Origin of the sequence: Pedobacter nutrimenti (assembly GCF_003208655.1) — a bacterium.
GTDB lineage: Bacteria > Bacteroidota > Bacteroidia > Sphingobacteriales > Sphingobacteriaceae > Pedobacter > Pedobacter nutrimenti.
This window is the reverse complement of the sequence record NZ_QKLU01000007.1, coordinates 1-22,695: the sequence shown is the minus strand read 5'-3', so window position 1 is coordinate 22,695 and position 22,695 is coordinate 1. Positions and strand designations below refer to the sequence as shown.

Here is a 22,695-nt window from a genome sequence, read left to right as displayed (position 1 = left end):
ACAAAAAGAGGCGCAGGCAACCACACTTACCGATACTAAGGCACTGGTACGCCTAATCCCGAATAAGCGAGCGCCCACGCCATAGCATGAGCGTTCTTACTTATTATCTCGGGATTTTTAAAAATTACCAGTTTTTAGTATCGAGATTTAAAGCAAAAACACTTTAAATTTTTTATATCTTCAATAGCAAATATACTAAAAAATCACCCCTATTTAAGTATAGATGTAATTAATACGATTATTAGACTTCCCATAGCCAATTTCCTGTAATTAAATTTTTAATTTTGCACTATGAGTGATTTGCAACAGATAACAGAATTTAAGTCATCGCCTGAATTAGTGGAGCAACTGTATAAGCACAGTATACAAAAGACTTATAAAGCGGGTGATATTATTTTAAACGAAAATGCACACATTCGTTCTATTCCGATTGTAGCGAAAGGAACTTTAAAAGTGATCCGAACAGAAGAAGATGGAAAAGAAATTTTGCTGTACTATATTAAAGCGGGTGAAAGTTGTATTATGTCTTTTTTGGGTGGACTGCACAACGAAATAAGCAAAGTAAGAGCCGAGGTGGAAGAAGATGCTGAAATTCTGTTTTTGCCTGTTGATAAAGTATCATTATTTATCAAAGAATATCCCCAATGGTTGGATTATATTTTCCGTTTATACCACAAACGGTTTGAAGAGTTATTGGAAATCGTAAATGCCATTTCCTTTAAAAAAGTGGACGAAAGAATGCTGAATTTGCTGGATAAAAAAGTAGCACTTACAGGAAACAAAACACTGAACATTACCCACGAACAAGTAGCCTCCGAATTGGGAACAGCAAGAGCAGTTGTTTCCCGCCTGCTAAAACAGTTGGAAGAAAACGGAAAAGTAAAATTGGGCAGAAACAAAATAACCCTTATGTGACCAAAGTAGCTGTACAGTTTTTGGAGTTGGTGCATTTTTGCAGCAGAAATTTCAGAAACTTATGGATATAGCAGGTTATTTAGCATCAATTTTAATAGGTATTTCATTAGGGCTAATCGGGGGTGGCGGCAGCATTCTTACCGTTCCTGTTTTAGTCTATTTATTTCATATAGATGCAGTTTTAGCAACCGCCTATTCTCTTTTCATTGTTGGAACTACCAGCGTTGTAGGCTCATTCTCTTATTTCAAAAAAGGGTTGGTTAACTTTAGAACGGCTGTTGCATTTGGCATCCCGTCTATTATAGCCGTTTTTTTAACAAGGGCTTTTATTGTTCCCGCCATACCGCAGGAAATTTTTAGCATCGGCAGTTTTATCATTACCAAAAACATTTTCTTGATGTTGCTTTTTGCTGTATTGATGTTTTTTGCGTCTTACAGTATGATAAAAAAGTGTAAAGGAGAAGATTGCCTGCCTTCCAAAACAGCCCCTAAGCGCACTTCATTAGTTATTATCCAAGGATTATTTGTGGGTATAGTTACCGGGCTTATCGGTGCAGGTGGCGGTTTTTTAATAATCCCTGCCCTGGTTAATCTGCTACATTTAGATATTAAGAAAGCAATCGGAACCTCACTGGTCATTATTGCGGTCAATTCACTTTTTGGATTTGCTGTATCGGCTACACATCTAACGGTTGAATGGATTTTTCTTCTCAAAATTTTGGCACTGGCTATTATCGGGGTGCTGATAGGAAGCTTTATCTCTAAAAAAATTGATGGTAAAAAATTGAAACCTGCTTTCGGTTGGTTTGTGCTGTCAATGGGTATTTACATTATGATCAAAGAAATCATTGTGAAATAAAATCCCTTATGTGACTAAAGTAGCTGTACAGGAAAATCAATCTTCAGAAATTTGTAACAAATAATATAACCCACTACAGCGGGCAATGTCAACTGTCCTTTTTCAATTCAAAAATTATGTCACAAACACATTTTTACGAAGTAAACATCAAATGGAAAGATGGCAGAACAGGCGAACTGTCATCGCCGGTATTAAACAAAACTATTGAATGCGCTACACCACCGGAATTTCCTAATGGCGTTCCCGGTGTATGGTCGCCAGAACATCTTTTTGTAGCAGCTATTAACAGTTGCTATATGGCAACCTTCCTGGCAATTGCTTCTAATTTTAAAGTAGAAATCGAAAACTTTAGTTGTAAAACAATTGCCAGATTGGAAATGGTAGAAGGAAAATACCTCATCACGCAGGCAGAAATGTTTCCGGTAATAAAATTGATTAATCCCGGAACCGATATGGATAAGGCCATGCGTGTTGCCGAAAAAGCAAAAGCTGGCTGTTTAGTAACCAACTCAATGAAAACAGAAATTACATTAACGCCTGAAATTGCCTAATGTGACAAAAGTAGCTGTACCGAAAAACCAATATTCGGAAATTCGCAGTATCAAATCATAAACAAGAAAAATTTGGATAATGAAAATAGAACAAATTTATACAGGCTGCCTGGCACAAGGTGCATATTATATTACTTCCAATGGTGAAGCTGCCATTATTGACCCATTACGTGAAACGCAACCGTATTTAGACCGTTTGGAAAAAGATGATGTGAAGCTCAAATACATTTTTGAAACGCATTTTCACGCTGATTTTGTAAGCGGACACGTTGATCTGAGTAAAAAAACAAATGCATCAATTGTTTACGGGCCTACGGCAAAGCCAGAGTTTGAAGCCATCGTAGCAGAAGACAATCAGATTTTTGAATTGGGCAACGTGAAAATTAAAGTATTGCATACCCCGGGGCATACAATGGAAAGCTCCTGTTTTTTGTTGATTGACGAAAATGGCAATGAAACAGCATTGTTTAGTGGCGATACACTTTTTCTTGGCGATGTAGGCAGACCGGATCTGGCACAAAAGGCGGCAAACCTCACACAGGAAGAATTGGCAGGTTTGCTTTATGACAGTTTGTATCATAAGATTTTACCACTATCGGATGATATCACTGTTTATCCGGCACACGGTGCAGGTTCGGCTTGCGGAAAAAATATGATGAAAGAAACGGTTGATAGCCTTGGTAATCAGAAAAGTATCAACTATGCGCTAAACCAGCCGGATAAAGAAAGTTTTATCAAAGCCGTTACTGATGGATTATTACCACCACCTGCTTATTTCGGTATGAACGTAGCCATGAATAAAAAAGGTTATGACAGTTTTGAAGAAGTGTTGAGCCACGGAATGAAAGCACTCTCGGCAGAAGAATTTGAAGCGGCGGCAGAAAATACAGGAGCATTGATTTTAGACACACGAAGCGATAAGGATTTTGCCAAAGGCTTTATTCCGAAATCTATCAATATAGGTTTGAAAGGCGATTTTGCACCTTGGGTGGGTGCGATGATTGTTGACGTGAAACAACCGATTTTGTTGGTTACCGACAACGGTACGGAAGAAGAAGCCGTAACACGATTGAGCCGTGTTGGTTTTGACAATGTACTGGGACATTTAAAAGATGGTTTTGAAACCTGGATAAAAGCAGCAAAAGAAACTGACATCATAAATCGGATTACGGCCGACCAATTTTCAAAAGATTATTATGACAACAGCAAGGTCATTGATGTTCGCAAAGAAAGCGAATATACGGCAGAGCACGTTGAAGATGCTTACAGCAAACCATTGGCATATATCAATGATTGGGTTAAAGAACTCAACCCGAAAGAGCATTTTTACCTGCATTGTGCAGGCGGCTACCGCAGTATGATAGCTGCGAGTATTTTACAGGCAAGAGGATACAGAAACTTTACGGAAGTAGAGGGTGGTTTTAACGCCATTGCACAGACCAGTATTCCTAAAACCGATTTTGTATGTCAAAGTAAAATGTTGAGCTAATTTATATCACCATAACAACAATAGCAATGTTTGGAATTTTCAAAAATATGTTCTCGTCAACAGACAATACCCAACTATCAGAAGCGATAAAAGAAGGTGCTTTTTTAGTGGATGTTCGCACACCTGCCGAATTTTCGACAGGTAGTGTAAAAGGTGCGGTAAACATACCGCTGGATAAAGTTCAAAGTCAGTTATCCAAATTCAAAAACAAAAAAAGCATCATTGTATTTTGCCGTAGCGGAAACCGCAGCAGCCAGTCAAAAAGTATTCTGGAAAGAAAAGGCATTCAAAATGTAATCAATGGCGGAACCTGGCACAACGTAAATAACTTAGTAAACAACAAATAGATCAGATATGAAAAAGAATATGGGAACAATAGACAAAGCAATTCGCATACTCATTGCGATTGTGATAGGTGTTTTATATTTCACAAATACCATTTCCGGTATAATGGCAATCATCTTGGGTATTTTAGCCATAGCATTTGTGCTTACTTCATTTATGAGCTTTTGCCCTTTATACCTGCCGTTTGGCATCAATACCCTTAAAAAGAAAGAGAAATGAAAAAACATTTTGAAAACTGGAGCTTTATGCGAGTACTGCGGTTAGCATTGGGCATCCTTATTATCGTGCAAAGCGTTATTGCAAAAGATTGGCTTTTTATGGGAGCAGGTATTTTGTTTTCACTGATGCCAATATTGAATATCGGTTGTTGTGGCACATCGGGGTGCACTACGCCTGTTTCAAAAAGCAACAAGAAAGTGGAAGAGGTAAGCTATGAAGAAGTTCGCTAAAAATAATCTGCTCACAATAGTTGGCGTATTTGCAGGGGCATTGGCAGGTTATCTCTATTGGAAAACGGTCGGTTGCAATTCGGGGCAATGTGCTATTACTTCAAATCCTATTAACAGTAGCTTATACGGTTCAGTTATGGGTGGCCTTCTATTCTCAATGTTTCAAAAAAGCAGAAAAAAAACAGCATGACATTTCAGGAAATAATAAATCAGGACAAACCTGTATTGGTGGACTTTTTTGCCACTTGGTGTGGCCCCTGCAAAATGATGTCGCCAATATTGGAAGACGTAAAGCAACGTGTTGGCGAAAATGCAAACATCATAAAAATTGATGTAGACAAAAACCCTCAAGCTGCATCAGCTTATCAGGTACGTGGCGTACCCACGCTTATCTTATTTAAAAACGGGAAACCGCTTTGGCGACAATCGAGCGTTGTGCCCGCAAACGAGTTAGAAAGACTGATTATAGCAAATACATAAACTAAGAATGATAGAATATTTAAAACAGCCCTGGGCTTGGTATATAGCAGGCCCATTAATCGGCTTAACTGTTCCTGCATTGATGATTTTAGGAAATAAATCCTTTGGTATCAGCTCATCTCTACGACACATTTGTGCCTCGTGCGTGCCTGCCAACATTCTGTTTTTTAAATATGACTGGAAAAAAGAAATATGGAATTTACTCTTTGTATTCGGTATATTTCTGGGCGGAGCATTGGCAGTTAGCCTTTTGGCTAATCCCAATCCGGTTGAGGTTAGTCCTAAATTAGCACAAGATTTAGCAGGTTATGGCATTACCCATTTTAATAATCTGGTTCCACAAGACATTATGAGCTGGCAATCGCTGTTTACATTAAGAGGCTTTATAATGATGGTAGGCGGTGGCTTTTTAGTAGGTTTCGGAACTCGCTATGCAGGTGGCTGTACCAGCGGACACGCTATTATGGGATTGTCCAATTTACAACTGCCGTCCCTGATTGCTACCATTAGCTTTATGATGGGCGGTTTCATTATGGCGAACCTGATTTTGCCTTTTATTCTTTCACTTTAAGTAAAACAGAAATTAACTAAAACAAAAATGCAGCAACATATAGATACAGAAAAAGATTTAGCACAAAGAGAGCTGGACGCAATGTGCGTAAATGAAAGCCATTTACAGCACAAATGGTATCATAATTTGAAATACTTAGTTGTCGGAATTTTATTTGGCATTGTGTTCGTAAAAGCCGAAGTCATTAGCTGGTTTCGTATTCAGGAAATGTTTCGTTTGCAATCGTTTCATATGTATGGAATAATAGGAAGTGCCGTTGTAACAGGAATGATTTCCGTTTTTCTGATTAAAAAATTCAACATCAAAACCATTTATGGAGAGCCGATTAAAATTGCACCCAAAGAGTTTAATAAAGGGCAAATCTACGGTGGTTTAATTTTTGGTTTTGGTTGGGCAATTACCGGGGCCTGTCCCGGGCCGTTGTTTGCTCAAATTGGAACAGGGGCAACCGTCATTGCCGTTACGCTTCTGAGTGCTGTTGCAGGGACTTGGGTTTACGGCTATTTCAGAGAAAAGTTGCCGCATTAAATATTGTTATGGGTTAGTTTAAGAAATTGTTGCTAACAACAATAATGTAGGTCTTATTGGGCTTAATCTTGAATACAAAGCTTTACCCAATTTGAAATTTGATATATCTATGTTAGCCGAATATCCTTAACAGCACCACAAGGCTGTACGAAAACAATATCTCTGAACGTTATTCAATCAAATAGAAAATTAGAGACAATATAATGATACATAATTTGCTTGCAGGATTGCCCAAAATACACATTTTTAAAGCTGAAATGCTTTTTATATGGCTATAAACTTATTAGAAAAACAGTTTTGTAAGTTTGCAATAAAAAAAATTTATAAATGTTTAGACATAAGGGTAAAGGTCGGACTTATGCACATAATCTAAAATTAGCTTCCATATTATCAGGCGTTGCTGGCATCGTAAATATTACGGGTGTTTTAGAATTGCATACATTAACAACCAACGTAACAGGACATTTCGCTTATTTTTCTGAAGAACTTATTTTAAGAAATAACAAAATGGCTCTTGCATATTTATTTTACATTCTTTTTTTCTTATTTGGTGCTTTCGTTTCAAGCCTGATTATGGAATTGGTATCAAAATATAAACCACAAACTTCTTATGTGATACCTATATTGATTGAAGTATTCATATTTTTAGCAATTAGTACTTCAGTATTTTTTGTACCAAACGAATATCCCAAATTTTCGATTATATTATCGTCTGCTCTGCTTTTTGCTATGGGATTACAGAATGCATTAGTGACGAGGGTATCTCAATCGGTAGTAAGAACTACGCATTTAACAGGATTGTTTACTGACCTCGGAATTGAACTCTCACAGTTGTTCTTTTATAAAGACCGACCAGCAAAGATGCAGTTAAATAAAAGCATCTTCTTGAAGTTAGCTATTATTAGCTGTTTCTTTTTAGGATGTATCATAGGGGGGCTGGTTTATACGAATTTCAAGTTGCAAACTCTTTTACTCCCGGTGGGATTATTATTTTTTGCGCTGTGGTATGATCGCTTACTCTTTCGATATTATCATCTGAAAAGGAAATTTAGAAATCATCACTAACCACATTTTATTTTATATAATGCTTTTCCAATATCGTTACCAAATCTGATTGTTTATAGATTAATTTGCCTCCTATTTGTATATACGGCAAAATTTGGTCATCACGGTATTGTTGTAAAGTTCGTTTACTGATATGCAGCAGTTTGCAAATATCATCCCCTGACAAATAAATTTCTCCGTTCATTACCGGGCGAAAGTTCTCCAGTATCATTTCCGTTTGGATACGGAGCTGCTCAAACTTTCTTTTATAGTTTGCTATTTCTTCGGCATCGGTATCAAAAAGTTCCATACTCATTTGTTTTGTGTGTGGTATCAGGAGCAAGCAAACGCTGTACATCCGAAAGTTTGTAATAATTTTTTCGGTTCAATTTTGAAAAAGACAAAATCCCTTTGTCTTTGTATGATTGCAGGGTGCGTTTGGTTATGCCAAGCATGAGGCACACCTCCTGATTGTCCAGCCATCTTTCTTCGTTGAAAATGCCTACATAGGCTTTGCTCGCATCTGTGGTACGCTGTAACAGTTCATCCAGCTCTGTGGTCAGTTCTTTAAGAACTGATTTCGGTATTGCTATCACTTCCATAATCTTTTCCTCACTTTTTCATGTTAGGAAAGGAAATTAGGAAAGGTTTTAAGGTGTCTTATAAATGTGGGCGTGTTTGGCGTTGAGTGGTAAGGTTTGGCACAAAAAAATGGTACAAGCCTGTAAAGACCTATACCATTGAATAAAGTAAGTTGTTGATTATCGTGGCTTCTGTACCTCCGTGTTTTTGGTTGCTATTTCCTTCTTCTCTCTTGAATATACCCATAGCGACAATAGCCCGAAAATAATCAAAGCATAAGCTATCCATTTGCCCACACGTTCGATGAACTTTATAGCTAATGATTTTTCATAGCTTGAAAATCCTTCGGCTCCGGTAGGGCTTCGCCTGTAAAATTTCCTGCGGTTAATCCAATAACGTAACGCCAAGCCTGCTACCAAAAATATTATTCCTATGACTAATGATGATACCATAATTCTACCATTTAATTTAACAAAAACTATCCAATCCGTTATAAACAAAAATACAAAATATAAATGTGGGTGACTGCAAGGAACGACCTAAGTGTTACAAGACTGTTTTACTTTTAATGCTAACAGTTTCTCATGCATATCAGCCCAATATGCCTGCCGCTCCTTGTCACTTTCTACTGGAGGGTTGTGTTGATACGTTTTATACCAACTTGCCTGCTGAATAGCTTTTTTAAGATTGGTAACTTCAATGCATTGTCCGTTTTTATCTCTTACTTTCATCGTTGTTCAGTTTAAAAAGCAACCGCCATTGCAGACGGTCGCCCGTAGTTTTTAATTATCGTTTGGGATTATTTTTAATAGCTTCTCACTTCCAAAAAGCAAGTGTATCGCCTGTGTTAAATCAGGGTTGCAATCTTCGCTGTCTGCATACTCAATAAGACAGTGTACAGTAAACAATGAGTTGTGTCCGTCAAAGAAATGGTCTGCAAACCAATTTGGGCGTTTCCATAGTTGGCGGTCGTTTTTCTCAATTGTCTTGTGTGCATTTTCTACAAGTCTGTACCAAAATTCTGCGGTGAAAAACCCTTTTTGATGCCAGCCCTCACGAAAGGCAGTTTCATTTTGCAGAAAGTAACCGCATTGCTTTTCTATTGCGTTTTGAATGCCCTGTAACGCTTCGGGAAACAGTTTGCTTAGTAACGTTCCTTTATCCAGATTGTCCATTTTGTTTAATGCTTTCATATATGTATATTTTTTAAAGCGACCGCCTGCAAAGGCGGTCGCCTGTGATTGATTAATTAAAACTGAAAATATCTGCCCCGTTTTGTGCAAAGGCTGTGCATAAGTCAAAAGCCTTTTGTGTTTTTAGTTGTGCTGTTCCACCCATTACAATGCTTTCCAGCTTCGCTTCCCCACTCTTGTAATTGCGTACATTTTGGTAGTAACCTGTAACGGCGTTATATGCTCCGAACAATGTACCTTTGGTTGTGTCCATTTGTTGTGTGTCGCTAATCATGGCGTACGCAAAAGCATCTTCAACAGTGTTTTTAAACACAGTGGAAATTTCATCGTAGTTACCTTTTTCTAAGTGAGTTAAGGTTTCTTTGTTAGGGCATAATGCCAACTCGATTAGCTTTCTTATTTCTCTGTCCGTTACCCTTACTTTAGCCCATGTGTTGAAAATATCTTGCAACTGGTTGCTTAGAGTGTTAGCCAGCCCCATAACCTTGTGAGCATTTTCTAACCGCTGTTTAGCTCCTGCGGTGTGTTTAATGCGTACAACGTTACTCATGTTGCGAAGTGAAGCATTTAAGGTATTTTGGCAAACGATGCGGATAGGGGTAAATGCTGCGGTAATACTTCCGCTACCGTCATGGCTTGTTGTTAAGAAGATGTATTTTTCTGTAACATCATCACCGTTTCCTACACGGATGTAGTCAGGCAACTTTGCAGTGATAAATATGCGTTCTCCATTACCTAATGCTCCGGCTGTTTCATACAATATGCCATCGCCTCCACCTATAATTGCGTCAAAGAAAGCAAAGGCTTCACGGTTCTGTACGATATGGTAATCCTTGCCCACTACACCCAATACGGCATTGTTGTCGCTTCGGATATTGGCAAAGTAGTTCGGTACGTGGAGTTGATTGTCTGTTATTTCGATACCCTGTGCAGTTTCTATGATGTTTGAGCCGGTGGTGTACAGTGGACTTTTTACTACTTCATAATCCAGCCCTGCGTGTTTTATTGCTTCCTCGCTTGTGGGGTAGTCTTGTACGATTTGTCCTAATCCATGCCATGCTTTTTCTTTTACGCTAAAGAATGAATAACGTCCTGTTCTGTTGTTGAAATTTAGATTGTGTGCCATGATTTTTATTTTTTAATGATTGTTTTGAATTGATTTTTTTTGATTTATTCGGTAATGAGAGGAGGTGCTGTTTCGTTTCCCTATTACCATTTCCAATGCTGTTAATCTTCATACCTGACATTTTTTTTATTCGTCTAAAGAGCCGGAGTATGCTATGTTTCGTTTCACGAGCAGAAAAAGGTTAGTGTTTAGCCGACACAAGGTTTTGGAAAATAAATACTACCCAAAGGGTGGAGATTTTTTTCCAAACTTGCATGACCTTTTGGCGGCGTTAAGAACACGGAAATACCTTTGCTCTTGAAACGGAACAAAACGGCATACTGGCTCTTTGAATAAAAAACCGTGGAAGCAATGAAGATGGCATTGGCAATGGTTCCAGGTGGATGAAAATTCTACTTCCAATTCACAGAATATTCAAACACTGTTTTTCAATGCGTGGTTGTGAAAGCCACATAAAGGGTATTGAAAAATAATTGTGTGGGCTTATGCAGGGTTATTTTTCAATAGGCTTTATCCGAACACCCAACAAAGTTCTTTTAAGTGAAAAGATATGTGTGGAGGGCATTAAATGTGCTTTGGGGTCAGATATGGAAACAAAAAAAGCAGGACGGTAAAATCCTGCTCTTTCATTACGTTACAAACTCTTGCTATATGGCAATTTCCAATTCCTCTTTATCCATAACAATTACAGCATTAGAAATAATTTCCTCCTGCGAAACAGGCTCCGTTTGCATGGCACTAAATGAAACCTCCATTGCCTTTAGGTTTCTTGCAACAATGTCCATATCCATACCTACTTTTTCGTTAAGTATCTTGGCATAGATTTGAGTAGTGGTAATGTTTGTATGCCCCATCATCTTTTGTACGCTTTCAAGTGATGCACCTGCTGTCAGTATCATAGTGGCAAACGTGTGTCGGGCTGTATGGAAAGTAACTTTTTGTTCTGTTACAACTCCTGCGGCTTCCGTGATTTTAAGTACATGAGCATTGCAGGTAGCGTTTGACGGAATAGGGAACACAAACTCGTCCTTAGTTGTACCCAAATACTTTTCAATGATTTTCTTGGGTATTTCCAATAACCTCACATTGGAAGAAACATCGGTTTTCTTTCTGCGGCTGATAATCCATTGGTGTCCGTCAAAGAAATTCTGAATATTGCTCCGTTTCAGTTTTTTGATGTCTGCATAAGAAAGCCCGGTAAAGCAACTGAAAATAAACAGGTCACGTACAAGTTCATACTTTGGTTTGGGAAGACTGCAAAGCATAATCTTTTCTACATCCTCTTTCAGTAAGAACCCCCTGTCGGTTTCTTTCATGGTAATTTCGTAATCCTCGAAAGGGTTATTGCGTATCATACCCTTTTTCATTGCCAGCTCTACCATTCGCAATACAGGCATCGTATAAACCCAAACTGTATTGTGGGTGCATTCCTTGTCTATACGCAGGTAAAAATCAAACTCACGGATAAAGTCAGAGGTAAGCTCTTTGAAAGCCATGTCTGTTCTTAAATAGCGTAGCTGGATAAATTCGGAAAGATGGTTGTACACGACTTTATATTTGTCGTAGGTGCTTTGGGAACGTTCCTTTTTAGCAACCATCTTGGCAAAATCATCGTTGTGGGCTTGGAATACTTTTAGAATAGCTTCTTCCATAACGCCCACGCCTAAAAATGCCAGCTTCAATTTCTGTGCAGAAGCAAAGCCATCGTATTTGAGCAATTCCTCGTAATGCTTGTCAATTCGCAGGCGTACATCATCTAATTTCTTATTGGTGCTTTGTGCTTGGGTACTTTTCCCCAATACACGCCCATGTTTCAAATCCCAATTATCAGGGTGGATTTCCAGCTTGGTGCTGAAAGATGCGGGCTTTCCATCAATTGTGATGCGCCCCATAATAGCAACTGCTCCGTTCTTCTTAGGCTCGTTTTTCTTTAGGTAGAAAAGTAGCTTAAACGTTGACCTTTTCGACTGTTCCATAACTCAATTGTTTAATGTTTAAAATTAAATTTCAATGAGTTACAAGGGAAGATGAAAAGAAGTGCAAAAGACTGAAATATAATCTGTTATATCAGTCGGGGTTGGGCGGTAACCAGTAACGATTTAGTAACCTAACCCTGTCTTTTTAAGCCCAAAAACTAAAGTACAGAGACTTCCAACTTTAGCCCCGAGTTTCATAAACTACTGTGTTTGAACGGACTTCGCCGTTTTGCTTATTTTTGCTTTTATCTAATCTTTTTTTTAGAAAAACTGAAACATAGAAGTTTAAAAAATCTTACCTGAAGATTTTAAAAATAGAAGCCCAAAACCAGCTCTCTTCTGCTTTAAGCATGGTATCTAATGTTTTATCCACATTTTTCGCCAGTTTATTGATATCCGTAATGGATTGATTAAATGTTTTAAATTCCGGATCTTTCTGGTCTCCTTCTACCTTGGTCAATTCCCCAAGAATTTTCAATACCGGATCCAGCTCTCTCTTCCTCCGTTCTTTAGCAACCTGTCTGGCGATGTTCCAGGTATCCTTATCTGCAAAAAAATACTCCTTGCGCTCCCCTGCTTTGTGTTGTTTTTCGACCAGTCCCCAACCCATCAAATCCCTTAGGGTCATATTGGCATTACCTCTGGATATGTTTAAATTTTCCATGACCTCTTCGGTCGTTAAAGGTTCAGGAGAAACCAGCAACAATGCATGAACTTGTGCCATGGTACGATTAATCCCCCATTCAGAACCCAGCTTACCCCAGGCCTCTATAAACTTTTGTTTTGCTTCTGCCAGTTCCATATACAAATGTAACAAGAGAACTAAACTTTCAAAAAATTTTGAAAGTTTAGTTCTCTTGTTATTCTTACTCGTATTTTAAGGCATCAACAGGATTTTTTAAAGCAGATTGATAAGACCTGGTGCTTACAGTTAAAATTGCAATTGCGACCGAGATCAGCATGGCCGTTATAAAAGGCCAAATATCGAGTTCGATGCGATAGGCAAAACCCGAAAGCCATTTGGAAACAAAAATATAGGCTAGTGGCCATGCAACCAGGTTTGCCACAATGATCATTTTTAAAAATGAATGATTTAGCATGGCAATCAATTCAATAATACTGGCTCCTAAAACTTTCCGGACAGCAATCTCTTTGGTTCTCTGAACGGAGATCAAGGACACCAGCCCAAACAGCCCTATACAAGAAATAAAAAGAACCAAGCCTGCAAAAACTTTAAAAAGTGTACCTGTCAATTGTTCTGTTCTATAATAAGTATCTATCTGGTCTCCAAAAAAAGAAGCCCCGTAAACATGATCAGGAAATAAACTGTTCCAGACCTGCTCTACTTCTTTCATTACTTCTGGTACTGATTGTTTTTCCAGTTTAATGGCAATGTTTTTATAGTCACTTTTTGAAGTGGAAATAGCAATTGGAAGGATCTGCTCATGTAAAGATTGATCTACAAAATCTTGGACTACACCAACAATCAGGCCCTTTTGCCCCTCAACAGTGACACTTTTGCCCAAGGCCTTTTCAAAGTCCTTTAACCCAAGTTTTTTTAGTAAAGTTTCGTTGACCACATATTCCCTGAGCTGGACATTTTTGTTTAAGCCCCTTCCCAAAATCATTTTCAAATTAAAGGTCTGGAAATAGTTTTCATCAACAGATTTAATGCTGATTGAAAAGTTTGACTTGGGGCCATTATTATAGGAAAAATCTGTCTCATAGTTATTTTCAGAAGACGGTGCTGCGCTACAAAAACTAAGGTTCTTTATTCCTGCAATACCACCAAGTCTTTCTTTTAATAATACATATTTGATGGCGCTTAAACTGTCAGAAGGAATATCCACCATAGCTATGGCATCTGTATTAAAGCCTAAAGGTTTTTCTCTGATGTATCGCATTTGTTTGCTCACAACAAGCGTTCCGATGATCAAAATCGCAGTTACCACAAATTGAAAAATCATTAGCGTTTTTCTTATATTTAGTCCCCTTCCCATATTTAATGCTTTATTCTTTATGGCCATCATAGGACTAAAACCAGATATGACCACCGCCGGATAGAATCCAGCCAGAATACAGACCGCAAACATCAAAAGCAAGCTAAACAACCAGATGGAAGAATTATTTAACAGACTAAAATTAACAGCGAACTGCAAAAGGCCGGATAATTTTGGAATAGCAAGCTCCGCCAACACAAAGGCCAGTAATAATGCGACAAGTGAAGTTACAGCTGTTTCAATAAGGAATTGCCGGATCAGTTGTATTCTGGAACCTCCCATTACTTTACGCAAACCGACCTCTTTAGAGCGGGCAATAGACTGAGCGGTTGACATATTTATAAAATTGACACAAGCGGTCAGCAATAAAAACAGCCCAAGGATTCCTAAGGAGATAATGTATTTCAGGGAAACTGTTTTTTGGGCAGGATTGCCAACTCTTTCGTCGTGGTGCATTTGAGTTAAGGGTTGAAGCAGGTGGTCACATTCCCCCACCATATCTGTATTTTTATATCGCTTTGCAGCAAATTGATGCAGCGATTTCTGTAATGTTTCAACCGAACTGCCCTGCTTTAACAATAGGTAACAATTGGAACCACTGCTGATCGCATTCCACTTTGTACTGCTGTGATTTGGATAACTCGTATAACTAAGAATAATTTTCAGCGGAAAACTGGAGTTGGCAGGTAAATCTTCAATAATACCACTCACTTTCAAATTCGTTTTATTCTGAAATCCTATAATTTTACCTACAGCACTTTTCCAAGTTCCAAAATATTTCTCAGCGGTACGCCTGGAAAGAACAACTGTATTAGGAAGGGATAAAGAATATTCCGGGTTTCCAGAAAGCCACTTTGCATCAAAAATTTTAAAAAAATCTGGCTCTGTGTAAAATACCTTTCTGTCGGTTTTTATAATTTCTTTTCCATTTTCATCTCTAACCCTTAACATTCCATTACCCATCTGCAAAGGCACAGCCTTTTCAACCTGAGCAAAACCCTCGCGTAAACTTTTCGCAAAAGGGACAGGCACACCTTCGGAGTAATCCATTGTACCGGCGTAATTAAAAGAACTAATTACCCTGTAAATACGGTCCTTTTTTAAAAAACCTTTATCAAAACTTAATTCATAACTGACAAACACATAAATAAGTATGCAACAAGCCATTCCAACGGATAACCCGGCAATATTAATCAGCGTGCTTACTTTATTTTTGTAGAGATTACGTAGCGCAATCTTCAAATTGAGTTTGAACATATGAACTGTTAATTTTTATTTTTTGAATATTTTACCCATTAGCCTGGTGGGTCCACCCTAACTTCAAAATATCGAGTTCTAAAAAAATGCCAAAATAAAAATCTTGCTTAAATCCCTTTTCCAAAAGGATACTAAGAGGAGATTGTTCATAAATGGACAAGTAATGTACATAATTGAACAACATCTTCAGATTCCCAATTCAAGCTCAGATTGATATTTTTTTGACTACAATGTAACATTCAAAACATCTTTATGTCTCATAAATATTTATGTAAGTAATTACATAAATATTTAAAATAACGATCCTAAAAATATATTAAACCAAACTAAACCAGAACAATGAATAAAATTAAAATCTATTTATTTATTATATTTATTTATGTAAATACTTACATAAATAAGGCTTTAGCTCAAGAAAAATCAGTTTATTTTTCAATAAAGGGAAAATTTATAAGCGACCAAAGGTTAAAAGCCGATGATGTCACACTGTATCTGTTAAATGTCGTGGATAAAAAGCTGATCAAAGTAGAGTACATCAATGATTCAGGTATTTTTTCATTTGACCGTATACCCACCGGAAGGTATACCTTAACCTCCCAGAGCATGTCTTTTACCAAATATGAATCTGGTCTGATTACCTTAGACAAGAATACGGATCTGGGCAACATTAATTTAGCCCCCCTCCACCATACGCTTAAGGAAGTTTCTATTTCAGCAATCAAACCATTTATTCAACAGCAATATGACAAAACAGTATTAAATGTGGCCGGGTCCATATCCTCAACCGGAAGCACCGCCCTTGAGGTTCTGGAGAAAGCTCCCGGTATAACGATTGATCAAAATGATAACATTTCTATGCGGGGGAGAAAAGGGGTTCTTGTGATGATAGATGGAAAACTGGTCCCTATGTCTGGTCAGGACCTGGCCAATATGTTGAGGTCAATGTCTGCCAGTCAAATCGAAAAGATAGACATGATCACAAATCCTTCTTCCAAATATGACGCCTCAGGTAATTCAGGCATCATAGACATCCGTCTGAAAAAGGGAAAAAACGAAGGTCTTAATGGAAATGTCATTATGAGTTATGGCCAGGGCGCTTATTCAAAATTCAATCCCTCATTAAATTTGAATGCAAAACACAAAAAACTAAATGTATTTTTATCCTATAATTACAACCGTCGAAATGATTTCACCAAGCTGATCAGTTTCAGAAATTTTTATGATTCCAATGACCAGGTTACCGGTGGCAATAATTACAATAATTATTTCACTTATAAATTTGATAATCACAATGCAAGATTAGGTGCAGATTATAACATTACACCAAATATCATTATTGGATTCGCTGCAAACGGATTATTTACAAATGGAGATATTTTATCTGATAGTAAGGCCAGTTCTGTTACTGCTCAACAACAACCAACAGGTTTCTTCAATACCATGGGAGACATTCAGCGTTCCCAAAAGAACAGCAGCATAAACCTAAACTACAGGCATATACTGGATACTTTAGGAAAGGAGCTTAACGCCGACCTGGATTATGCCCGCTATGACAATGGTGAATTGCAGAATTACAATACGCAATACTTTGACACCAATCAGAACCAAAGTAAAACTCCCTATGTGCTTTTTGGGGACCTGAATGGCAAATTGGATATTAAATCTTTTAAGATTGATTATGTACACCCAATAAAGCCCCTTGGGGTTAAACTGGAAGCAGGTATAAAAAGCAGCTGGGTCAAATCAGACAATGATGTTATGTTTTTTGATCGCAGTACCGGAAAAAACATTTTAGATCCTGGAAAAAGTAATCATTTCATCTATAAAGAAAACATCAATGCGGCTTACCTTAATGCTTCCAAAAGATGGGCAAAGTTAAGTATGCAAATTGGTTTAAGACTTGAGAATACAATAACCAATGGTTTTCAAACAATAAATCAAAATCAGTTTGACCGTAACTATACCCAGCTTTTCCCTAGTGGTTACATAGGCTATGCACTGAACAAACAACATGATCTCGGTATATCAGCTAGTCGCCGGATCGACAGGCCTACTTATCGTCAGTTAAACCCATTTAAGGTTTTTCTTGATCCGCTAACCTCTGCTGCAGGGAATCCTTTTCTAAATCCGGAGATTACAAACTCCTTTGAACTGACACATACTTTTAAACAAAAATTCATCACCAAAATTGGATACAGTCAAACCAGGGATAATATACTAACGATTCTTTCACCTGATACAGAACCTAATTCCGTTATCCAAACCGGAAGAAACCTCGCAAAGTACAATTATTACAACCTCAGCTTCACTTTTCCATTAAACCTGGGAACCTGGCTCAATAGCAGTAATACAGCTCTGGCCTATTACGGAAATTATTCCGGAAATCTGTTGAATACAAAACTTGACCAAGGCCAGGTCTGCTTTAATTTTAATTCCAGCAATTCAATTTTGATCAACAACAATACAAGTATGGAACTCATTGGAAGTTACCAGACAAAATCCAATTATGGTTTTATGGCTGTAGATGGAGTATGGTTTGTAAATATTGGGGTCCAAAAACAGCTGTGGAATAAGAAAGTTTTTCTTAAATTCAACCTGAGCGATGCCTTTTATACCAATAAAACCAGTGCCAGCACAAAATTAACAGGTTACAGTGAACATTTTACTGTAAGAAGAGACACCAGGACCGGTACTTTAAGTTTAAGTTATAAATTTGGTGGCAACGGGTCCTCTACAAAAAGAAAAACAGGGGGTGCTGATGAGGAAAAACGAAGAGCCGGATAAAATTGTTAAATTTGTGTATGAGCTTAGTTAATGAATTGCAGGAGCTGGCCTTAGCTACACGATTAAAAAGGCTTGGAGAACGTTTATCGCAAGATGTAAGCAAAATTTATAAGGAATCAAACCTGGAATTTGAAGCAAAATGGTTCCTGGTCCTGGAATTGCTGAGCCGTGAAAATCTTATGGGAATTACTGAAATAGCGGATGCGCTTGAAATCAGTCATGCTGCCGTAGTTCAGTTTGTGGAACAGATGCTGCACAATGGGCTCATTAAAACCTCTGTTGACCCTAAAGATGCAAGACGACGTATGATATCTTTAACGCAGTCAGGAAAACGAATGCATAAAGAGATTAACCCCGTTTTACAGGTTATTAAAGAAGAAAACAAAAAATGGCTTGCTACAGCCAGTTTTGATCTCTTACATATTCTATCCCAACTGGAGGCCTCACTTGACGAAAGAAGTATGTTTAAGCGTATCAAATCAAGTCTTTTAGAAAAATCTGATCAATGACATTTAAATTATATGACCTATAGTCTTCTATAAAAGAAAACATCTTACATACATTTAAAAAGATCTAAAAAACCCGTGGGCAAATCATAGAGCGGGGTACTTTTCCGAATGCCAATCCTAAGGTGAGTTCATGAGAACCATTTTGGCTGCTACCCAATTTACTGGTTACATAATCATAAGAGTAGCCTAAACGAAAACGTTCACTGATAAAAAACTGGGCCACCCCTGATATTGAATTTTGCTTGCTTAAATCTGCATATTGCTTTTTCCATAAGGCCAAATCAGTTCTGTAGGATGCACCAACCCACACTTTATCATTGATAATGATCATCATATTTAAATCAGCACTTGTCGGGCCCTTAAAATCTTCCTTAATCAACAAACTTGGTCTCAATCTTAGATCTGGATTAAGATTAACCAGTCCTCCGGCAATAAGGTAAGCATGACGGCTTCTATCAATTTTCAGAGAAGTTGGAGTAGAAGCATAACTTTCTGCTTTTGGTCCGAAAAACACATCGGTTACTGATGCTCCAATATATAAGAAATTTGAATTGTAGTATACACCTAGGCGTATATCGGGCTTAAGACTGCTATCATTGCCAACAGGCAAAGCCTGGTCTCCGGCATCAATAGAATGAAGCAGGTCTCCTTTTAGTGTATATTGTGCCAAGCCGGCACCAATCCCAAAGCTAAGCCTCTGGGTATCATCAGCATCCAATTGCAAACGATATGCATAATTTACGGTCGCCGAATTGGCCGATTGCGGACCAATTCGGTCTGAGGTAATCTGAAAGCCCAGTCCCATTTTCCTATCCCGGGGATCAAGAATACCATCTATAGAAAACACAGCTGTTTTTGGTGCACCCTCTACCCCAAGCCATTGAGCCCTAAGTGCCATTTGGGCAAACCACTCTTCCTTATAGCCGGCATAAGCTGGATTAATGCTTAAGCTATTAAAAACATATTGGGTAAACTGAATATTTTGCTGTGCACAGGCTGATCCCGACCAGCATACATAACTTATGGTCATCAGTAGTACATATTTCAAAAATGTCCTTTTCATCAGTTTGTATTTATTTTTTTCCTATGCAGCAATTCTTTTATGAGCAATTCGAACCTGCTGCACTTAATTATCTTTTTAACAGTATCCAACTTTTGCGCGTTTCTTCTAATCCGCCTTTTTTTAATTTTAAAACATAGAAATAGGTTCCTTCATTGAGTCCCGACCCGTCCCATTCATCTTTATAATTTTTATTTCTGTACACCTCATCGCCCCATCTGTTGTATACAGAAAGATCCAATACATCATAATTCTCCCGCCCTTTAATTTTGAAGGTGTCGTTTTTCCCATCACCGTTTGGTGTAAATGTGTTTGGAATTTCCAGATCCGGAGGCGCAATATTGATGGTCACCACTGCCACATTAGAGGACATACCGTTTGAATCCTTAATTTTATAGGTGAACTTTTCCGTACCAAAATAACCCTTATTAGGCATATAGGTCAGATTGCCATCTTTATGAAGTAAAACTGAACCATTGAGTGGCATACTCTTCAATTCGACAGTAGACCTGTCCAATGGGAATAGACTTGGCTTATCATTATCCACAACAGGAACAGGAACTTCAGCATCAGCCTTGGTTTTTGCAAAATCATCAATGGCTATCGGATATCTGACAATATCTATGATGGTTGGCTCATCATTATCCTCTCTTGTTCCGGAAATATCCTCAACAAGAGATCCTGGTTTTGTATATCCTTTTACCAAAGCTGTATTGCTTACGTTCCCTGCTATTTTTTCTGCTTCGGTAATGGTGTAATCGGCCTGGATCATAACTGAAGCTCCAGGCGCAAGAAAATCAGGCTTTAAAACAACTGAACTGATTATTTTCGGATCGCTTAACTTCAGATCATACAAGGTTACATTTCCGGTATTCCGAATTCTAAATGTATAAGTAATGGTTTTAAAATCTTTATTTAATGCCGCGGTCTTTACTAGTCTTATTGAAGGATTGATTTTCAAATCAACTTCTGCAACAGCACTTTTTGCAATAGGCTGCTCTAATGAACTAACACTTGCTGTATTTATAATTTTAGCCAGGTTTTCCGTTGGCGCTCCGTTTTGATCGAAATCTTTCTGGGTAACTACATAAACCCCTTCGTATACCCAACTTTCATCTTTTTCCAGAATTTTATTTCCGTTATCTCCTTTTGGATTGTTCAATATCCCGCCCAGCAAAGGATCATTTAAACTCAGTTGATGATGACTTGCATTTCCGGTATTATGTACGGTTATGGTATATCTGATTTTTTCTCCAACAGCGGAGACCTGGTTTTTATCTGCTGTTTTACTTATAGAAAGATCTATACATACAGGTACTTTTACAGTAATGGTGAATGCCTTTCCTTCACAACCCCCGTCTATGCCTTTGGGAACTACATTATACACCACCTCCTGCTCAGATGTGGTAGTATTAATTAATGTTGCACTTATGGTTTTACCTGTACCGTTTACTGCGCCGTTTACTGATGAACTGACCGTCCAGGTAAATTCAGACGGAACTGCATTTCCACCTTTTGACAGATTGTCTATGTTTTTGAGCTGAAGATCATAGCTGAAAGATGACCGGGTGCAATTCAATGAGTTTATTTGGTCATTAAAACCCACTGGTACTGGTTTAACTGTAACAGATGTAAGTACTGACCTTTCACTTTCGCAACCGGTTGAATTGGTGACCTTCAGAGAATACATTCCAACCTCACCGACTTTAAGATATTGACCGATTTCTCCTGGCATTAAAATTCCATTTTTATACCACTGATTTCCGTTTGTTGATGAAGAACTTAAAACTACGCTACTCCCTTCGCAAAAACTGGTTGTACCAGATGGTGATATCACTGGCTTTTCTGGGAAAGCAACGACTGTAACTTTTATGGGGTCTGATTGATTGCTGGTGCAGGTGTTTACATTTTTTACCGATACAGTGTATAGACCAGATTCATTTGCTATATAGGTTTTCCCTGTTGCTCCATCGATCTTTACACCTTCTTTATACCACTGATTACCAGCCGGGACATCTGAAGTTAAAGTTACCGAACCTCCCGAGCAGAAAGTTGTCGTACCTGCTGTAACTACTGGCGCCACTGGCAATGGATTTACTTGAATCGTAATCACATTGGAAGGATCGCTTGGGCAAGTGTTTGTATCAGTCACTGTCAGCGAGTACTTGCCACTGCTTTTCACTATGTATTTACTGCCAGTTGCTCCTGCTATTTTTGCACCGTCTTTGTACCACTGAAGATTGCCGGGAACATTGGAAGTTAAGGTCGCCGAATCCTTTTCACAGAACACCAATTTATCTGCGGTGATCACCGGCGCTGTTGGTAATGCGTTTACTTGAATGGTAATCACATTGGAAGGATCACTTGGACAGGTGTTTGTATCGGTCACTGTAAGTGAGTACTTGCCACTGCTTTTCACTATGTATTTACTGTCGGTTGCACCTGCTATTTTTGCACCGTCTTTGTACCACTGAAGCGTGCCCGTCACACTGGAACTTAAGGTAGCCGAATCCTTTTCACAGAATACCAGTTTATCTGCGGTGATCACAGGTGCCACTGGCAATGCGTTTACTTGAATGGTAATCACATTGGAAGGATCACTTGGACAGGTGTTTGTATCGGTCACCGTCAGTGAGTACTTGCCACTGCTCTTGACCACATAAGTATTCTTAGTTGCACCAACTATTTTTGAGCCGTCTTTGTACCACTGAAGTGTGCCCGTCACATTGGAACTTAAAGTGGCCGAATCCTTTTCACAGAACACCAGCTTATCTGCGGTAATCACGGGTGCCATTGGCAATGGATTTACCTGAATGGTCATCACATTGGAAGGGTCACTTGGACAGGTGTTTGTATCGGTCACCGTCAGTGAGTACTTACCACTACTCTTCACTATGTATTTACTGCCAGTTGCACCAACTATTTTTGCACCGTCTTTGTACCACTGAAGTGTGCCCATCACATTAGAGCTTAAAGT

The 22,695-nt window shown here is 38.4% G+C and carries 25 protein-coding genes; 14 read left to right on the top strand and 11 right to left on the bottom strand.

Features of this window, described 5'->3' with window-relative positions; translation table 11 throughout:
• The first annotated feature begins 291 nt into the window (after positions 1 to 291).
• From B0O44_RS18345 to B0O44_RS18290, 12 genes are all read left to right on the top strand, one after another.
• Positions 292 to 915 carry a Crp/Fnr family transcriptional regulator gene (locus B0O44_RS18345; protein WP_054281019.1) on the top strand — a complete coding sequence of 208 codons (624 nt, stop codon included), beginning with the start codon at positions 292 to 294 and terminating at the stop codon, positions 913 to 915.
• Between the two features lie 61 nt (positions 916 to 976).
• On the top strand, positions 977 to 1,774 hold the full coding sequence (locus B0O44_RS18340) for a sulfite exporter TauE/SafE family protein (protein WP_054281262.1): 798 nt from the start codon (positions 977 to 979) through the stop codon (positions 1,772 to 1,774).
• A gap of 116 nt (positions 1,775 to 1,890) precedes the next feature.
• On the top strand, positions 1,891 to 2,325 hold the full coding sequence (locus tag B0O44_RS18335) for an OsmC family protein (protein ID WP_054281020.1): 435 nt from the start codon (positions 1,891 to 1,893) through the stop codon (positions 2,323 to 2,325).
• A gap of 79 nt (positions 2,326 to 2,404) precedes the next feature.
• The gene (locus B0O44_RS18330) at positions 2,405 to 3,814 is read left to right on the top strand and encodes an MBL fold metallo-hydrolase (RefSeq protein ID WP_054281021.1); all 1,410 of its coding nucleotides are present in this window, start codon (positions 2,405 to 2,407) and stop codon (positions 3,812 to 3,814) included.
• Between the two features lie 47 nt (positions 3,815 to 3,861).
• The gene (locus tag B0O44_RS18325) at positions 3,862 to 4,161 is read left to right on the top strand and encodes a rhodanese-like domain-containing protein (protein ID WP_245943701.1); all 300 of its coding nucleotides are present in this window, start codon (positions 3,862 to 3,864) and stop codon (positions 4,159 to 4,161) included.
• Positions 4,162 to 4,168: 7 nt separating this feature from the next.
• Positions 4,169 to 4,378 (top strand): YgaP family membrane protein, encoded by a 210-nt coding sequence (locus tag B0O44_RS18320; RefSeq protein WP_072188815.1) that lies wholly within the window; start codon positions 4,169 to 4,171, stop codon positions 4,376 to 4,378.
• Positions 4,375 to 4,608 (top strand): hypothetical protein, encoded by a 234-nt coding sequence (locus tag B0O44_RS18315; RefSeq protein ID WP_054281024.1) that lies wholly within the window; start codon positions 4,375 to 4,377, stop codon positions 4,606 to 4,608. The genes B0O44_RS18320 and B0O44_RS18315 overlap by 4 nt, the downstream gene beginning before the upstream one ends.
• Positions 4,592 to 4,798: a DUF6132 family protein gene (locus B0O44_RS25240; RefSeq protein ID WP_054281025.1), complete on the top strand. Its 207-nt coding sequence runs from the start codon at positions 4,592 to 4,594 to the stop codon at positions 4,796 to 4,798. The genes B0O44_RS18315 and B0O44_RS25240 overlap by 17 nt, the downstream gene beginning before the upstream one ends.
• Positions 4,795 to 5,088: a thioredoxin gene (gene trxA / locus B0O44_RS18305; protein ID WP_054281026.1), complete on the top strand. Its 294-nt coding sequence runs from the start codon at positions 4,795 to 4,797 to the stop codon at positions 5,086 to 5,088. The genes B0O44_RS25240 and trxA overlap by 4 nt, the downstream gene beginning before the upstream one ends.
• A gap of 7 nt (positions 5,089 to 5,095) precedes the next feature.
• On the top strand, positions 5,096 to 5,659 hold the full coding sequence (locus tag B0O44_RS18300; protein ID WP_054281027.1) for a YeeE/YedE family protein: 564 nt from the start codon (positions 5,096 to 5,098) through the stop codon (positions 5,657 to 5,659).
• 27 nt (positions 5,660 to 5,686) lie between these two features.
• Entirely contained in the window at positions 5,687 to 6,187 is a 501-nt protein-coding gene (locus B0O44_RS18295; protein WP_054281028.1) for a DUF6691 family protein, read from the top strand.
• Positions 6,188 to 6,514: 327 nt separating this feature from the next.
• Complete coding sequence (locus B0O44_RS18290) at positions 6,515 to 7,252, top strand: YoaK family protein (RefSeq protein WP_054281029.1); 738 nt, start codon at positions 6,515 to 6,517, stop codon at positions 7,250 to 7,252.
• Between the two features lie 7 nt (positions 7,253 to 7,259).
• Here B0O44_RS18290 and B0O44_RS18285 read toward each other — a convergent pair whose 3' ends face one another.
• The 9 genes from B0O44_RS18285 to B0O44_RS18240 all read right to left on the bottom strand — a co-directional run bounded on the left by B0O44_RS18285 (position 7,260) and on the right by B0O44_RS18240 (position 15,365).
• Positions 7,260 to 7,541, bottom strand: coding sequence for a helix-turn-helix domain-containing protein (locus B0O44_RS18285; protein ID WP_054281263.1), 282 nt, complete (start codon positions 7,539 to 7,541; stop codon positions 7,260 to 7,262).
• Complete coding sequence (locus B0O44_RS18280) at positions 7,528 to 7,833, bottom strand: helix-turn-helix domain-containing protein (RefSeq protein ID WP_054281030.1); 306 nt, start codon at positions 7,831 to 7,833, stop codon at positions 7,528 to 7,530. Before B0O44_RS18280 ends, B0O44_RS18285 begins: the two co-directional genes overlap by 14 nt.
• Positions 7,834 to 7,992: 159 nt before the next feature.
• Entirely contained in the window at positions 7,993 to 8,265 is a 273-nt protein-coding gene (locus tag B0O44_RS18275) for a hypothetical protein (RefSeq protein WP_054281264.1), read from the bottom strand.
• Positions 8,266 to 8,352: 87 nt separating this feature from the next.
• Positions 8,353 to 8,544, bottom strand: a complete 192-nt coding sequence (locus B0O44_RS18270; protein WP_054281031.1) for a hypothetical protein — start codon at positions 8,542 to 8,544, stop codon at positions 8,353 to 8,355.
• A gap of 51 nt (positions 8,545 to 8,595) precedes the next feature.
• Positions 8,596 to 9,006, bottom strand: a complete 411-nt coding sequence (locus B0O44_RS18265) for a hypothetical protein (protein ID WP_054281032.1) — start codon at positions 9,004 to 9,006, stop codon at positions 8,596 to 8,598.
• A 52-nt stretch (positions 9,007 to 9,058) separates the two neighbouring features.
• Positions 9,059 to 10,132 carry a DUF932 domain-containing protein gene (locus B0O44_RS18260; RefSeq protein WP_054281033.1) on the bottom strand — a complete coding sequence of 358 codons (1,074 nt, stop codon included), beginning with the start codon at positions 10,130 to 10,132 and terminating at the stop codon, positions 9,059 to 9,061.
• A 647-nt stretch (positions 10,133 to 10,779) separates the two neighbouring features.
• Complete coding sequence (locus B0O44_RS18250) at positions 10,780 to 12,108, bottom strand: site-specific integrase (RefSeq protein WP_078794938.1); 1,329 nt, start codon at positions 12,106 to 12,108, stop codon at positions 10,780 to 10,782.
• A gap of 295 nt (positions 12,109 to 12,403) precedes the next feature.
• Complete coding sequence (locus tag B0O44_RS18245) at positions 12,404 to 12,910, bottom strand: GbsR/MarR family transcriptional regulator (RefSeq protein ID WP_110833616.1); 507 nt, start codon at positions 12,908 to 12,910, stop codon at positions 12,404 to 12,406.
• A gap of 64 nt (positions 12,911 to 12,974) precedes the next feature.
• Positions 12,975 to 15,365 (bottom strand): ABC transporter permease, encoded by a 2,391-nt coding sequence (locus tag B0O44_RS18240; protein ID WP_110833615.1) that lies wholly within the window; start codon positions 15,363 to 15,365, stop codon positions 12,975 to 12,977.
• A 504-nt stretch (positions 15,366 to 15,869) separates the two neighbouring features.
• Between B0O44_RS18240 and B0O44_RS18235 the strand changes: the two genes are divergently transcribed.
• Both B0O44_RS18235 and B0O44_RS18230 read left to right on the top strand, forming a co-directional pair.
• Complete coding sequence (locus B0O44_RS18235; protein ID WP_170123368.1) at positions 15,870 to 18,149, top strand: outer membrane beta-barrel family protein; 2,280 nt, start codon at positions 15,870 to 15,872, stop codon at positions 18,147 to 18,149.
• Positions 18,150 to 18,166: 17 nt separating this feature from the next.
• Positions 18,167 to 18,658, top strand: coding sequence for a MarR family winged helix-turn-helix transcriptional regulator (locus B0O44_RS18230; RefSeq protein ID WP_110833613.1), 492 nt, complete (start codon positions 18,167 to 18,169; stop codon positions 18,656 to 18,658).
• Between the two features lie 64 nt (positions 18,659 to 18,722).
• Here the strand turns inward: B0O44_RS18230 and B0O44_RS18225 are convergent, their stop codons facing one another.
• Positions 18,723 to 19,721 carry a PorP/SprF family type IX secretion system membrane protein gene (locus B0O44_RS18225; RefSeq protein ID WP_211321411.1) on the bottom strand — a complete coding sequence of 333 codons (999 nt, stop codon included), beginning with the start codon at positions 19,719 to 19,721 and terminating at the stop codon, positions 18,723 to 18,725.
• Between the two features lie 67 nt (positions 19,722 to 19,788).
• Positions 19,789 to 22,695 (bottom strand): DUF7507 domain-containing protein (locus tag B0O44_RS18220; RefSeq protein ID WP_146229868.1); only part of this gene is annotated, 2,907 nt, incomplete at its 5' end.